A 15,156-nucleotide genomic window follows, 5' to 3' on the forward strand; every position below is an offset into this window, starting at 1 on the left:
TTTCTTAATCCGCGGAAATACGCCTGGAGCGGCGGATGGGCTGTATGGTGGCTGGCGTTGTGCTCCCGTCCTGCGCGCTGGCGGAGACGGCTGCGGCGAGTGCGGCGACGGTTGGATCGGCGAAGAGCGCCTTTACCGCGAGGGTCGTTCCGAAGCGCTTGTTCACCTGATTGAGCAATCGGATCGCGCTAAGCGAATGCCCCCCCAGCGCGAAAAAATTGTCGTCCCGGCCAATGTCGGTTCGGTCGAGCAGGACGCTGGCGAAGGCCATGATCTCCGCTTCAACCGGCGACCTGGGCTGGTCATCGAGGCGCGGCGCGGACACGCCGCCATCGTCAAGATCGACGGCGGCTTGCACCATCCGCGCCAGCGCCTTGCCATCGAGCTTTCCATGCAGCGTGCTGGGGAAGCCATCCAGGCGAACAACCCGATGAGGCAACATTGCCGGCGGTACCCGATCCGCCAGATACGCCAGCAATGTGCCTGCGAAATCCCGATCGTCGCACGCGCTTCGCAACTGCACGGCAGCGGAAAGCTGCGGCTCCCCGTCCGGTGCGGTCAGCGGCAGCAATGCCGCTCTTGCAACCGCGGGGTGCTGCTCGATCACCGCTTCGATTTCCGCCGGCTCGACCCGCATTCCCCGGATCTTGATCTGCCGATCGGCGCGACCGCGATACTCGACCTCGCCGTTCGCGAGCAGCCGACCGCGGTCGCCGGTGCGATACGCCGCTTTTCCGGGCGCCCAAGAAATGTCGCGCAGGAAGGGCGAGTCGGCGCCGGGCGGGGCTCCGTGATATCCCAGTCCGACCGGTGTCCCCGCAACGACGATCTCGCCGACATCGCCTTGTTCCACTGGCTCCAGGGCGGCGTCGGTGATCGCGATGCTGCAATTGTCGATGGGCCTGCCGAGGGGAATCTTGCCGTGATCCGCTGGGCCGATCTCATGGCCGGTGACGTCCACGGTGCACTCGGTAGGGCCATATACGTTGAACAGACGGCACTCGGGGAGCATCGCGAAATGACGCGCGGCAAGCGCTGGTGTGAGCGCCTCCCCGCCGCACATGACCCGGCGCAGCGTGCGCAACGGGCGATCGGGTTGATCGGCTGCGACGTCGAGCAGTGCGGCGTAGATCGTCGGCGTTGCGTGCACGATCGTCACGCCACGGGCTGCGATGGTGGACACCAGTGTGTCGATGTCCAGACATTCGCCATCCGGCACCAGCACGACGCGCGCGCCGCTGCAGAGCGCGGCAAGCGTTTCGCGCAGAAACGCATCGAAGCTGATCGGCGTCTTGGCTAGCACGCGGTCTTCGGCGGTAGACGCGAGCGTTTCGTTCATCCAGGCGACGAAGTTGGCCAGCGCGCCATGCGGAATCACCACGCCCTTGGGGGTGCCGGTGCTTCCCGAGGTATACAACACATAAGCGGGATCGGTGGGCTGGACCGGGATCCGAGCAAGCGTCGCGTCGTTACCCGACAAGCCCCCAAAGGTGTCGAGGACCGCTGTCGCAGCACCGCTCTCCAGCCAGGCGGCGTCGTCGGCAAGCGACGGCGAGTGCAGAATCAGCGCGGGGCGCAAATCTGCGCATATCCGCCGGTTGCGCTCCCTCGGCGCGATTGGATCAAGCGTCGCGAATGTCGCCCCTGCCGCCATCACCCCCAGAAGCGCGGCAATCAGATCGCCGCCGCGGGTCGCGAGAATGGCGATCGTCCGCCCGCTGAGGTTCTCGCTCGATAGCTCGGCGGCAATCTGTGCGGCGCGCATTCGCAGCGTCTGGTAGGTCCAGCGCTCCCCCGCGCATTCCAGCGCCACCCGATCGGCGTGGTTATCGGCTGCCGTGTCGAACAAGGCGAGCAGCGTCTCCGGGTGCTGCCGCACAGGGCCGTGGACGATGGAAGGCGGACCGGCAAGAAGGGCGGAGACCGAGCGGTCCGGCGCATCACCGGCTATCGAACATATCCCCTGAAACGTCCCGAGAAAGCGATCGATCGTCGCGTCGCCGAACAGCCCTGCATTATATTCCAGCTCGAGAAACAGGTCGCCTTCGCCTTCCACCGCCACCGCGTCCCGGCTGTCGGTAAGAAACATGGTGAGATCGAGCTTGGCCGCCCCATTCGGCAGCGGTCGGAGGGTAACCTCCAAGTTCGGCATGGCAACACGCCGCGCAGGAACATGCGACACGAACATGTACTGGAAGACGGGGTGCAGAAAGGGCGCACGGGCCGCGCCGGACATCTTGGCGATTTCTTCGAACGGGATGAATACCCGGTCGACGGCGGACAGCTTCTCCCCGTGGAAGCGCTTGAGAAACTCGGCGAAGGTGCAGTGTTGGCCACAGTTCACCGGCACGGCGAGCCAGTTCACGAAGAAGCCGAAGGTAGATTCAAACCGCGCCTGTGGGCGGTGCGACGCCGCGATACCGATGGCAAAGCGCGTGTCGCGGGTGAAACGATGGATGGTGAGCGCGAATGCCGCCGCCAGCACGCTCCCGATCGTGACCGAAAGCCTCGCGGCGAGCGCGCGCAACTGCCTGGAGAGGCCGGGTGACAGGCTGAAGGTACGGCGCCCACTCTCGTCCGAGTGCAACGCCGGCCGCGGTTCGCCGTCGAAGCTTTCGCTTGCCAGCTGGCAGTCGGCCAGCGCCGCCCGCGCCGCGGCCAGCGCGTCCGGTACATCCGGGGCGAGCAAGCGCGCGCGCTGGTATCTCGCGAAATGCTGGTAGCTGGCGCCCGCCGCCCGGTCGGCGGGCAGGTCGCCTTCCCGATAAGCGTGCGCGATCTGGCGGAAGGCTGCAGCCAGCGACCATCCATCGCAGATATAATGATGGATGGCGACGATCAGTTCGTAGCTGTCGTTCGCCGTTCGCACGAGCGTCCAGCGCCAAAGCGGAGGATGGGTAAGATCGAACGGGGTGGTGGAGATCGTTTGGCGCAAGCGTTCCAGCTCGCGCTCGGGCGCGGGGTGATCCGATAGGTCGAGCGTCTGCAGCGTGATCGGCAGGTTGTGATCGATCGCACTCAGATCGCCTTGCTCGGTGCGGACCAGATAGGTGTAGACGGCGTCGTGCCGGGCCGCGACCGTCGTCAGCGCGTGGATCAGTCGCGCCGCATCGACCTGTCCGCGGAAGAAAATCGACGCAGCGACGATATAGGCGCTGCTTCCGGGATGCAGCGCGTCGATAAAGGCAAGGCGCTGCTGGCCGTGCGAGGCGAGGTAGAACCGGCAGTTGCGCGCGCTGCCATAATGTCGTGCGGGCTCGGGGCGGAGCTTGGCGATCTCCTCCAGAAGGCTGGGCTTGCTCGCTTTGAGTGCCTCGCGAAACGCCGGAGGGAGGGCCGAGGTGTCGCCACTGAGTACCAGGCCGCTACCTGCGAAACCGAGGTCGATATTGAGCGCATCCAGTCGCTGGATCGCATCCACGGGAGTCACAGGATCAATTCCTTCTCCCGTACTTCTTCGAGGGGCGCGCTTCCGCTCCTTTCCAGCGCAGCCGTGACGAGCGGCATCAGCCTCTCCACGACGTCGGAAATGGTGCGGGCGTCCATCAGCACGACGAGGCCGACCTCGATGCCGTATTCTTCAGCCAGTGTATTGCGGAGTTCCACCGCCATTAGCGAGTCGAACCCGAGATCGTAGAGATTGGCGCCTGCATCGACCTCGGCCACTTCGCATTCTAGCGCTTCCGCCACGGTCGTTCGGAGCTGTTCGATCAAATAGCGTCGCTGCTCGTCCGGATCTCGGTCGCGCAAGGCGCGCAACGCTTGGGTGTCCCGATCTGTAGAAGGGGGGAGGATGAGGATCGTATCCGCCGATGGCACTGCTTCCGTGGTGTCGCTCGGTGCAGCAGTAAATTCTGCGATCACGATCTCGTCGCGCCCCGCTGCCAGCGCCAGCCCGAGCGCACGTAATGCGATTTCGGGCGCAAGGCGCTCGACGCCTTTCATTGCGAGGATCGCGTCCAGGTGGGGCGAGGCTGCCATGCCCGCCCCGGCCCATGGGCCGAAATGGACCAGCGTCAAACGGTGCGGGGTGCCTGCCACCAGCCGCCGCAGCGCCGCGGCCGCGGCGCTGTTCGCGGCGGAATAGGCGACTTGGCCCTGCGAACCGCGCAACGCCGCCAGGCTCGAGAAGAAGATCACGTGCCTTGGAGCCGAGCTATCCGCGAGGAGCTGCGACAATTGCCGGACGCCCCCGATTTTGGGGGCGAACACGGCGCGGACGACATCGGAGGTCACGCCGTCGGTTTCCGGAAGATCGACACCGGCGAGATGAAAGATTGTCGAAAAGTCCGTTGCCTTCAGGTCCTCCCCGGCCAGGATTTCCGATATCGTCTGCGTCGCGATGTCTCCCCTGCACCGCAGCAGCGGAGTGCGCTGGATACCCGCAGGCGCGCCGGGCGGAAGCGTCCGCGAAACCGTCGCGAGCGGTGCAACTCCCTCCTCGCCGAGCCACTCGGTCAGCATTTGGCCCAGCGCACCGTTGCCGCCGAGCACGAGCGCACCCTTCGACGATTCGAGCTCCGCAAACGAGCGGAAGGAAGCGGATGATGCGGGTGCGGCCGGCACCATGTGCAAGGTGAACAAGCGCCCGTCTCGCACCGCAGCGGGTACCGTGCCGCCTTCCAGCGCGGCACAAATACAGCGAGCCGTGGCGGCATCGACGCGGGCGACGTCGATCATGCCGCAGCGCCCCGCAGCGCCGAATGGGACGAGTGCCCCGCTGGCGGCCCATGCAGCGGCCGCGACCGGATCGGGGAGGGGGTCTCCCTCTGCAACCGCCTGCGCGCCTTGGAGCAACACGATCCAGCGCGCATCCCGGTTGCGTCGTTGCAGAGCACGAACCCAGTCGGCGATACGGAGGGTGATGGCCTGCGCCGCCTCGAGGGCGTCGGATTGGGCAGCTACTTCGCCTATCACGAGGAGATGGCAGGCATCCGCTTCCCGCGCCTCCATATCTGGATTCGGGCTGACGGCGGCCCCTGCCTCGGAGAGGGCGGTCACCCACGCGTCGGCTAGGTCGGCACCCCATGCCTCCACCACCAGCTTGGCAGCGCCTGCGGCCGAACCTGTTGATGGCGCCGGCCGCCACGTGCCCTCATGCAAGACGCTGCCCGCCGCGAGCATGCGCGGGTCGTTCGACGCGAGCCGAAGGCGGTTGAACGCGATGTCGGTGAATTCTGCCACGACGGTGCCCTCGGCGTCGCGCGCGACGGCATCGAAGAACTCCAGGTCTTCGCGCCGGCCTTTCGCGCGGGTCGTCACGGTGAGCGTGCCGGCGCGCACGTCTCCTATGGTCATCGCGCCCACGCCGGCAGGCATGGCGAGTGGTATGCTTGAACCGCGCATCCCAGGACGCAGCGCAAAGGCATGCGCCGTGGAAATGATGGCATCGACGAGGATGGCTTTAGCCGTCTCGGTCGTATCGTCGACCGACAAGGTGGTTTCGGCTTCGTTCCCGTGAAGCACGACCTGATCGATCAGCCGGAATTCGTCGCCGTAAAACCCACCGAGCGTGCCGATATAGTCGTAGAAACGGGCGCGATCAGCTACAAGATCCGCCGTTGCCGCGGCCACGGTCACGGGCCGCGCGCGGGAGGCGTCGCGGGCGGCGTGCTGTCGTGCCAGTGCCGCGACATCGTCTACGGATTGCAGCACCTGTGCAGCCTCGTCGACAAAGTCGACGAGGCAGGCGACTTCATCGACTCCGATTTCCGTCAGCGCGTGGAGGGTGCGATGGGCAGCCTCGAAAGACCCGATCAGAGACAGCTTCTCGAACACGCGTTCGAACTGTATGTCGGCGATTTCGTCGATCGTCTTCGCGTCGAGACCCTGACCGGCATGGCCGGATTGCAGCAGCAGGGCGCTGTTGCGGACCAGATAGTCGCGATACGGCCGTGCCACAGCATCGCGAACCTCGCCGCTATGCGTTCCCAAGAAGCTGTGGACCATTACGGATACCACGCCTTCTTCCGCCGAGAAGCCATTCTCGATTCGTGCTTCGCGATAGGCTGCGATCGCCGCCGCCAGTCCCTCCAGGCCGAGATCGACGAGATAGGTCAGGACGTTGGCGCCGATCGACCCCGCATAGCGGAAAGTTTCGGTTGAACGCGCGGCGGTGATCCATAGCCCGGGCTGTGGCTGGACCGGGCGTGGGCGCACAGCGATGCGGTGCTCCTTGCCAGCGACCGTTCGGGTGACGCTGGCACCATTCCAAAGGTCGCGTACTTCAAATGCGCGCTTGCGCAATTCCCGGTGGCGATGGGTGTACAGATCCGGCGCCAGGGCGAAATCGGATTCGAGCCAGCCGGACGCCAGCGCGATGTCGACACGCCCTCCGGAAAGATTGTCCACGACGGCCCATTCCTCGACAATGCGAATAGGATCGTGCAGCGGCGCCACCACGCTCCCGGCGGCGAGGCGGATATGCTGCGTTTGGGCCGCCAGATGCGCTGCGAGCACGGCCGGATTGGGATGCAACGCGCCGAAATGGACGAAATGGCGCTCGGGCAGCCAGATCCTGCGAAGATCGGCCGCGTCCGCTCGGCGTGCCGCTTCACAAATGACGTCATAGCGTCCAGCGTCTCCGGACTGGCTTTCGCCGCCGGAAAAAAACATGATGCTGAAGTCCATTACCGCCCCTTCCTGACAACGAGCCCATCGGCGTACACGATATCGTCTGCCCGTCGGTGCAAGGCGAAGCGGTAGACACCGGCGTCTTCCTCCTGCAGCCGCAGCATCGCGGCCGAGCCATCGACAGGAACGTCGCGATCGATGATCATGGCGGTGCGGAACCGCATGTCGCGAATTTCAAGATCGTCGCCGTTGCTGTAGGGAAGCAGCGCGCTGCGCACGGTCATCATGATCGTCGCGCCCGGCACCACCACCGTTCCCGCGATGCGGTGGTTAGCGATGTAACCGGCGCTGAAATCGAGCGGCAGTTCCGCCGGAAAAATCGTTGCCTCGATCGCCGGGGCGTTGGCAGGCGCATCTTCCTCGTCGAGATAATCATAGGCCCAGAAGCGCTTGCGAACGAAGCTGTACCCAGGCGGCGGACGGGAGGGGCGGAAACGCACCGAACCGCCGCTGCAGGTGCGTTCGCCGACAGACTTGGCATCTAGGATGGGGGCGTCGTCCAGCATCGCCGCCGCTGCCGATGGCGTGGCTGCGGCGATCTCGATGCGGAATCGCCCGCCGCCAAAGCCACGCCGCGTCATCGCCCGCACGTACTCGAAATCTTGCTGATCGATATCGAGGAGATAGGCCTGCCAGCGCGCGCGCAGGTCGGCGAGGGCTTCCATGCTGTGTGCGGAGAGCACCAGCAGGGAATCGTCGCTTCCCGCTGGAGGGGCGGGCGGCGGCTCGGCATGCCATCCGGAATCCAGCGCGCGCAGGGCGATGTGCACGTTGGTACCGCCGAATCCGAAGGCGCTGACGCCGGCATAGCAAACTGCGTCCGTTCCCCCGATCGGGACGGGCGCGAGGGGCATAGCGATCGCCGCATCGGGGCGGGCGAAAGGCTCGATGGCGCGCGTCGCCCCGACATGCGGCGGCAAGCAGCCCCGGCCGAGCGCGAGCGCTGCCTTGATGGTTGAAAGAGCGCCAGCGGCGGCTTCCGCGTGCCCGAAATTGGCCTTGAGCGATCCCACCAAACACGGGGTCTCGCGACCTTGGAACACGCGTGCGAGCGCCTCCGCTTCGATCGGATCGCCCACCGGTGTTCCCGTCCCATGGGCTTCCACGAAGGTGAGCGCTTCCGGCGTGATCCCGGCCTTGGAATAGCAATCGGTGAGCAACGCCACCTGGGCCTGGCCCGAGGGGACGGTGATCGAACTGGTCCGACCGTCCTGATTGCTGGCGGTGGCGGCGATGACGGCATGGACTGGGTCCTGCGCGGCATCCTTCAGCCGCTTCAGCACCAGTACGCCGACCCCCTCGCCGCGAACGTAGCCATCCGCTTCGGCGTCGAAGGTCGCGCATCGGCCCTGCGATGACAGCATGTGCGCCATCTCGAAACTCGCGTTGACGACGGGGCTGAGCACGAGGTTGATCCCGCCGGCGATGGCCATGTCGCAGTCGCCGCTTTGCAGCGCCTGCACGGCCAGATGGATCGCCATTGCCGAGGCGGCGCAGGCCGCGTCGACGGTGATGCTGGGCCCCTGCAGACCGAGCGTGAACGATACGTGATTGGATGCGATGCAATGCGCGGCACCCAGCGCCGAATAGGGACCGACGCGATCGGGCATCTCATGTCCGATCATCCCATAATCATACGAGCAAATACCGAAATAGACCCCTGTCCTGGAGCCCTCCAGGGTCCGCGGATCAATTGCCGCGTCGAGCAACGCTTGCCAGGTTTCTTCCAGCAACAGCCGATGTTGTGGGTCCATCAGCCGCGCTTCCCGCGGAGAAATACCGAAAAGGCGGGCGTCGAACTGGTCGACGCCCGCCAGATAGCCACCTTTCATCGCGCGCAAAAGATTGGACGTCTCCACACCCGAAAAGGCTGAGGATGCCGACCAGAGCCTGGAAAACCGCCTACGTTCCTCCGGCCAGTCCCCCGTGGCGCATTCCCCACGCATGAGCCTGTTCCAGAAGTCTTGGTACGTACCGGCATCCGGGGCCCTGCACGCCATTCCGACGATTGCAATCTCCCGCGACACAACCACTCCTCGTCAGCGGATCAATGATGTGCGACGAGCAGTTCGGCTTCTTCTTTGGTGCCGACACTGGCGATCAGTTCGGCGTCGACGCGGCGGAAATACGTGTCCACCATCGGTCGAAGGAACAGGCTGGTGTCGATCTTGTTCTCGAAATCGACGAACGCCTTTTCGAACACGACAGGATCATCGAAGTCCACGAACGTGGCCGATCCGCCGATGCGATCCGCGGCAAAGCGGGTGCAGTAATATTTCGGCATGATATTGGTGGCCGCCGCGAATTCGTCCATCAGACGGAACGTCATTGCCATCGTGTCACGCAGATTGCCCGCCTTGGCATTGAACATGCGCTCGACGAGGAATTTCTTCTGCGGGCCCTTCTCCGCTTCTTCCAGCGTATGAAGCTCGACGCGATCCTTGCGATTCATGAAATAATCATCCGTCTCGAGACGGACGAGAAGCTCGTCGCGTGGGTTGTCGAGGATCATGTGGGCAGCCGAACCCGCGCCGTCGAGAAACGGATCGCTCTTCAGCATCTGATGGAGGAATTTCTCCTCATACTGTGCCAGGCTTTCAAAATCAGAAAACACCTTGACGTTGAAGGTGTCGCCATGACTCTCGGTCTCGATATACGGTAGTGCGTCGATGCCGGCCGTGTCTTTCGCAGCTTCACAAGCTTTGATGAGCAGCTCAAGGAACGGCTTCTTATACCGATTGTGTACGGAGACGCTTCGCTTGATTCGAACGCGCATTTGCATTCCCCTTGACAATGGACTCGCAGATTTGGAGTCGCCGACAACAATACACGATAGTTTAATGAAGAAAAGAGATTCTGCACAAATGTGTAACAATCGCCATTTCATCGTAAAGTATAATACGAACGGCGCCCATTGCTGATGCCGCCATTCAGTTTCGACGAAACTTGAATAGCTTTGACAAGATATAGCTGGCGCGCGCACGAAATCATCCGTGCGAGCCGCTATTTTGCTAAATTGTCGTTGCGACCCCGAATTTCCAGAAACATCTACGATAGTGCAAAAACATGCAAGGCTTTTTTATAAAAAGATAGCTCTAGTTCCGCCGATGAACCGTAGGGATCTATAGGAAGCGGACCAGTACGCGCTGTCCAATCAGCAACGTGCTGTCGCTGGTCGACACCACAACCTCAACGACACGCTCGTCGGTGCGCTGGCTTGCTTGATCGGATTGCAGCTTTCTGGATCCGAAGACGGGCGCGATTCGCTTGACCAGTCCTGCTACTTTTCGGGACTTATCCGACTCGGGCGTGATCTGGACATGTTGGCCGATGTGAACCAGTTTTAAGGCATTCTCCGCTACCTCAGCACGGACGATGCGTGGACCATCGGGAGCGATGGTGAACAAGGTTGACACGTTTAGTGTCGAAATGCCGGTTCCGACTGAAACGAAGCTTTGCGATATCGTGCCGGTTCCCGGCGACGATACCAGCTTCTCGTCGCGCGCGAAGACGGCGCGCCGACGATCGGTTTGTGCCAGGGCCAGCGCCGCCCGCTGTTCGGCAACGCCGATGCGTGACCGGATCACCTCGTCATGCGCTTTGTCCAGAGCTTGGCCGGCGATCGCACGCGAACCGCGCAGCGCCTCAAGTCTGCGATACTCGCGTTCTGCGGCTGCCCTTTCGAATTCCGCACGTTCCGCCTTTGCCTTTGCGAGGTGGGTACTGGCCTCGCTTTGTTCGACGGCGATTGTTTCCCCGGTCGAGTCGAGCTTGGCCAGCGGCTGGCCCCGGACGACATGGTCGCCTTCTCGCACATACAGGGTGGCGACGGTTCCCGGCGTCCGTGCCGCAACCGCGATCAAGCCGCCCTCGACGTCGACTCGGCCGTTCGCCACCGCGCCAGCGGTTGCCGCGATTGGGGGCTGTGGGTCGTCTTCCCCGGGTACTTTGTCGGTGCAGGCGGAAAGCGATGCAAAGATCACCGCAAGCAGGGCGTGTCGCGGAACCGAACCGTCAACGTGCAGTCCCTTACGCAGCATGTACAACCTGCGCGTCCTCCATGAAAACGACCCGATCGGCGCGCTGCTGTAGTTTTTGATCGTGCGTCACGACGACGACGGCCGCTCCGCGTTCCCGCGACGCGGTGTGGAGAAGATCAAGGATTGTCGAGGCGTTGGTCGAGTCGAGCGCGGAACTCGGCTCGTCTGCGAAGATGAGCCGCGGTTCCTTCACGAGCGCGCGGGCGATAGCGACACGCTGCTTTTCTCCACCCGACATTTCGGACGGGCGCAGCGCGATCTTCTTTTCCAATCCGACCTGCGCCAACGCCCGTTTGGCGCGTTCGCGCGCTTCCGACCGCGAGACGCCCAGGTAGCGAACGATCAGCGCCACCTGATCGAGCGCGCTCAATGCGGGGAAAAGGTTGAAGCCCTGAAAGATGAACCCGCAATTTTGCAATCGAAAGGCGTCGATGTCGGTGCTGGAGAGCCGCCACAAGTCCTGGCCCAGCGCCTCGACCATGCCCTGGTCCGGACGCAACAGCCCCGAGATGATCGCCATCAGCGTGGACTTGCCCGAACCGGACGGACCCATCACCATCGTCAGGTGCCCGGGCCATGCTGCGAAGTCGACGTCGCGAAGCACGACGGTGTCGTCGGAGCCCGACCGATAGGATTTCCGTACCTGCGTCGCGCGGATTGCGGGTGCAGTTTCTTTGCCGTCATTGGTCATCGAAGCAACTCCGCGGGATCGGTACGCTTGAGCAGTTGGATCGACATGGCACCCGCGATGACGGCGATGAGGATCGAAACTGCGAGGATGATCAGGAACGGCCATTCGGGGTACGCCATCGGCAGCCCGATCCGCTTGGCGACGAGCGAGACGATGACGAAGATCAACGCGGCGATGATATAGCCGAACGCGACCAGCCACAGGCTAAGCTCGACGACCACGAGCCGCAGCGCGCGCATCGGCACGCCGAGCGCAAGCAGTGCGCCGAATTCCGCCAATCGTGCGGCGATCGCACCCTTCAGCGTCTGCCAAGCGATGACCGACCCGACGATCGCGCCGAAGCTGATCAGGAAGATCAGCACGATGCCGAGAATGCCGCCATTGGCGAACAGATCGACTTGGTTCGCGCGCGCCAGTTCGTCTTTCTGCCACACGCGTACGGCGCCCTTGGTTCGGGCTTCGATGGCATTGCGCACGACAGCGGGATCCGCACCAGGCTTGAGGCGAACGAGCAACGCGCCGACGTGGAGGTCCGACGCGTTGACCAGCCCGAGCTCCTCGGCGCTGCGGCGCGAGGTGAAGACCATCGCCCGGCCGCTCGCATTCGGGAAGCCTTCGGCGATGCCGGCGACCGTGACGACATGGCCGTTGATCGCGGCTTTCCCGCCCAGCCGCGCCTTGAGCTTGCGGAAGCTGGTGCGATCTATCGCGACGGTCAGTGGAAGCTGGAGGGCGGCGACCGAGCGATCGTCCAGCGAGGTGGGCATCGTCAGCGCGTCTCTCCCGATATCGCTCGCCACCACCAGTACCGCAGCGCGGGACCCACCCGACTCGATGCCGTCGTCGGACACATTCGCCCAATCGGCGCCCTTCACCGGGAGGTCCGCGATCTCCGCCACGCCTGGGGTGGTCTCGATTTCCGGTATCAGCCGACGCGGAATGTCACCCGCGTCGAACCAACTCTTGGCCGCCCCGTCCAGGATGATCAGATCCGCGGGCGTCGCATTGGTGAGGCCGGAATAGGATTGTGCAACGCCGCTGAACAACCCGGTGAAGGACAATATCAGTGCGCAACAAAAGGCAATCGAGAGAATGGCCGCGGAATATCGCCGCCACTCATGGGTGATCATCTTCAATGCCAAGGTCATGCTGGTACCGCGGGGTAGGGAGATGGGAAGGCCGGACAATCCGGCGGCAACGACCTGGGGTCGTCGAGGGAGCGTGAGCGTTCCGCAATCTGCGGCAGGAGTGCACGAAACTGTGTGTCGTCGATGAAGCCGCACGCGCCGTAGAAAACGACCATCGTAGAGAGCCAGTCGAAGAAGTGATCCGCGGACGCGACATGCTTTTCGATGGCCATCGCAACCCAGGACAAATGCGCCCAAACATCGAAGCAGGTGGCGCAATCGCGGCTCTCCCCGACGCAGCATCGGCGAGGAGCCGTCAGATCAGGACCATAGGCGTTGAAGAAGGGGTTGTAGCTGTTGCCGTTCTGCAGGCGCTCTGCATTCTGCGGGGCGTCGACCGAGATGCTGCCGCAAACTCCGTAGCCCCAGCGCTGCCCCATCATTTCGCCGCTGGTGACGACCTTGTTGAGATAGCGCGTCGTCAAGATTGCGCCGGGGTGCCGATCGATCATCCGATCCACGAAATCACGCGCGGCAGCGAATCCGATCCTGTGATCGAAGGTGTCGCCGAGATGTGCGAGATCGCCATAATAGTTGAACCCGACCAGATGACCTTGCGCGACGCAGCGGTCGACAACCTCTACCGTGTCGTCGGATGGGGCAGGCGGCAGGGTTATGTACCAGCGCGCGCGTCGATCCCTGGCGAAATTATCGAGCGCACGGTCGAAAAGGTCGATCTTGCCATAGCCGCGCAATGCCCGGTCGTTCGCGCGGTCTCCCCACATCGAGACGGCGATCGCGATCTCTTCGAGGCCTTCCTGTGGGATCGACCGCAGCCCGTTGGTCACGACCATGAGCCGAAAGGCGCTCGCGAGCGCTTTCAGCCTTTTGGGAACGAGGCTCGGCTCGCCGCCCAGCACCGTCGCGAAGGTGATGCCGCGTTCCCGCTCGCTCGCGATAAACGCGTGCAGCCGATCGTCGTCTGCCTCGCCTGCGTCGTCCATCGATTCCGCGAAGAAATAGCATCCTTTGCATCGCAGGTTGCAGCGATGCGTGATGTCGATCGAAACTGATCGCATCGGTCCTGCGCCCCGGAAGGCGGACCACATGCGCTCGACGAGCGGATCCTCCAGATATGACGCGATCTTCTGACGTAGACGCATGCCAACTCTTTTGCGTTATGCTTGAGTACTGAAAAGGAGGTCGCCTTTCCGCACAGCAAGATTTAGTAAAAATGGAGCGTACGATACAACCGTATTTACGGTACCTCCGAGCGATCAAATTATATGCAAAATTGCATCCAGTATTGTGTCTAAAATAATTTTCGTCAAATGAGGCGGCGTGCTTGCTTGATGGCAGGAGTTTCTTCCTCTGGTACTTGGCCCAGGGTGCCGCGCGTGCGAGCGTGCCTGCCATAGACGAATTCGAACAAGGGCGAGGTCATCAGCGTCGTCGCGATCGCCATCAGGGCAAGCATTGAGAACAGGGCGGGGCTGATGATTCCGCGCTGAAGGCCGATATTGATGATGATCAATTCCATCATGCCTCGGGCGTTCATCAGCGAGCCCACGGCGAGTGCCGTGGGGTTGTCCTGTCCGGTCATGCGCGCCGCAGCCCAGCAAGCGAACATCTTCGCTGCGATCGATACCAGCAGAATCGCTACGGCGGCGGCCAGGAGGTGGCCGTCAGCCAGCAAGAACAGTCGGGTATGCAGGCCGGAATAGGTGAAGAACATCGGTATCAGCAGAGCGGTGGAGAGAGGTTCGACCGCGCGGGCAAGGCCTTGGCTGAGCTGCCCTCTGGGCATTGCCACGCCCAGCAGAAAGCCGCCGAACACCGCATGCAGGCCCACGCCGTCCATCGCCCAGGCGCAAAGGGCGAAGGTGAGGAGCGCGATCGCGAGCAGCTGCGGTGGAACGCCCCCCGCACGTTCGGCCCAGCGGCCGAGGGGGGAGAAGATCCGCCGCCCGAACCCGAGCATGACCAGCGCGAATAGTCCGCCACCAGCAAGCGCCTTGACGGCGACCAGCGGTCCGGCACCTAGGCTTGCGAGCAACAGGGCGAGCACCATCCATGCCACGGCATCGTCGATGGCGCCGGCGGACAGTGCCAGCGTGCCCAGTGCGGTCTTGGTGAGACCGCGCTCCTCGACGATGCGCGCAAGTACCGGGAAGGCCGTGATCGACATCGCCGCGCCTAGAAAGAGCGTCGCCTGAAGGGAATCTAGTCCCGAGCCAAACAGGCCCATCCCCGCCAGCCAGGGTGTGAGGGCGATGGCGCCTAGAAATGGAGCGGCAATACCCCAGGAGGAAATGAAGACGGCGCTCTGCGCGGTACCCCGGAAATGATCTGCGCGGAACTGTAGCCCGACGACGAACATGTAGAGGCCAATGCCAAGTTGTGATAGAAAGTGAAGGACAATACGGGTCTGTGGCGGGAACAGAAGTGTCTGAAATTCAGGAAAATAAAAGCCCAATAGCGATGGTCCGAGCAGGATGCCCGCGATCATTTCGCCCATGACCTGAGGCTGATCGAACAACCGTTTCAAAATCCAGCCCGTCGCGCGACATGCAGCAAGAATCACAAATATCTGGAGAAAAATAACCGAATTAAGATCTGCTGCGTTCATCGCTATCCCCCATATGCGACGTTCCGCCGGTCGAAT

Annotated in this window: 9 protein-coding genes; all 9 read right to left on the minus strand. The window is 63.1% G+C overall.

Going from position 1 to position 15,156, the window contains the following annotated elements; all coding sequences use genetic code 11:
• Positions 1 to 4: 4 nt before the first annotated feature.
• The 9 genes from QZ814_RS13285 to QZ814_RS13325 all read right to left on the minus strand — a co-directional run bounded on the left by QZ814_RS13285 (position 5) and on the right by QZ814_RS13325 (position 15,120).
• Complete coding sequence (locus QZ814_RS13285; RefSeq protein WP_294332956.1) at positions 5 to 3,430, minus strand: amino acid adenylation domain-containing protein; 3,426 nt, start codon at positions 3,428 to 3,430, stop codon at positions 5 to 7.
• Entirely contained in the window at positions 3,427 to 6,630 is a 3,204-nt protein-coding gene (locus tag QZ814_RS13290) for a MupA/Atu3671 family FMN-dependent luciferase-like monooxygenase (protein WP_294332958.1), read from the minus strand. The genes QZ814_RS13285 and QZ814_RS13290 overlap by 4 nt, the downstream gene beginning before the upstream one ends.
• Complete coding sequence (locus QZ814_RS13295; RefSeq protein WP_365898684.1) at positions 6,630 to 8,666, minus strand: beta-ketoacyl synthase N-terminal-like domain-containing protein; 2,037 nt, start codon at positions 8,664 to 8,666, stop codon at positions 6,630 to 6,632. Before QZ814_RS13295 ends, QZ814_RS13290 begins: the two co-directional genes overlap by 1 nt.
• Before the next feature lie 14 nt (positions 8,667 to 8,680).
• The gene (locus tag QZ814_RS13300) at positions 8,681 to 9,409 is read right to left on the minus strand and encodes a hypothetical protein (RefSeq protein WP_294332962.1); all 729 of its coding nucleotides are present in this window, start codon (positions 9,407 to 9,409) and stop codon (positions 8,681 to 8,683) included.
• Between the two features lie 346 nt (positions 9,410 to 9,755).
• Positions 9,756 to 10,673: an efflux RND transporter periplasmic adaptor subunit gene (locus QZ814_RS13305; RefSeq protein WP_294333017.1), complete on the minus strand. Its 918-nt coding sequence runs from the start codon at positions 10,671 to 10,673 to the stop codon at positions 9,756 to 9,758.
• Positions 10,663 to 11,364 (minus strand): ABC transporter ATP-binding protein, encoded by a 702-nt coding sequence (locus QZ814_RS13310; RefSeq protein ID WP_294332965.1) that lies wholly within the window; start codon positions 11,362 to 11,364, stop codon positions 10,663 to 10,665. Before QZ814_RS13310 ends, QZ814_RS13305 begins: the two co-directional genes overlap by 11 nt.
• A complete protein-coding gene (locus QZ814_RS13315) occupies positions 11,361 to 12,512 on the minus strand; it encodes an ABC transporter permease (protein WP_294332967.1) in 1,152 nt (383 codons plus the stop codon). The genes QZ814_RS13310 and QZ814_RS13315 overlap by 4 nt, the downstream gene beginning before the upstream one ends.
• Positions 12,509 to 13,654, minus strand: coding sequence for a radical SAM protein (locus tag QZ814_RS13320; RefSeq protein ID WP_294332969.1), 1,146 nt, complete (start codon positions 13,652 to 13,654; stop codon positions 12,509 to 12,511). Before QZ814_RS13320 ends, QZ814_RS13315 begins: the two co-directional genes overlap by 4 nt.
• Positions 13,655 to 13,818: 164 nt before the next feature.
• Complete coding sequence (locus tag QZ814_RS13325; RefSeq protein ID WP_294332971.1) at positions 13,819 to 15,120, minus strand: cation:proton antiporter; 1,302 nt, start codon at positions 15,118 to 15,120, stop codon at positions 13,819 to 13,821.
• Between the last annotated feature and the right edge of the window lie 36 nt (positions 15,121 to 15,156).

The sequence above is a fragment of the uncultured Sphingomonas sp. genome, assembly GCF_913777625.1.
In the GTDB taxonomy this organism is placed as follows: Bacteria; Pseudomonadota; Alphaproteobacteria; order Sphingomonadales; family Sphingomonadaceae; genus Sphingomonas.

What these genes read in the sequence shown, in the direction of transcription:
- QZ814_RS13290 (WP_294332958.1), bottom strand. Translation starts at nt 6,630, where the DNA reads ATGGACTTCAGCATCATGTTTTTTTCCGGCGGCGAAAGCCAGTCCGGA.
- QZ814_RS13300 (WP_294332962.1), bottom strand. Translation starts at nt 9,409, where the DNA reads ATGCGCGTTCGAATCAAGCGAAGCGTCTCCGTACACAATCGGTATAAG.
- QZ814_RS13305 (WP_294333017.1), bottom strand. Translation starts at nt 10,673, where the DNA reads ATGCTGCGTAAGGGACTGCACGTTGACGGTTCGGTTCCGCGACACGCC.
- QZ814_RS13310 (WP_294332965.1), bottom strand. Translation starts at nt 11,364, where the DNA reads ATGACCAATGACGGCAAAGAAACTGCACCCGCAATCCGCGCGACGCAG.
- QZ814_RS13315 (WP_294332967.1), bottom strand. Translation starts at nt 12,512, where the DNA reads ATGACCTTGGCATTGAAGATGATCACCCATGAGTGGCGGCGATATTCC.
- QZ814_RS13320 (WP_294332969.1), bottom strand. Translation starts at nt 13,654, where the DNA reads ATGCGTCTACGTCAGAAGATCGCGTCATATCTGGAGGATCCGCTCGTC.
- QZ814_RS13325 (WP_294332971.1), bottom strand. Translation starts at nt 15,120, where the DNA reads ATGAACGCAGCAGATCTTAATTCGGTTATTTTTCTCCAGATATTTGTG.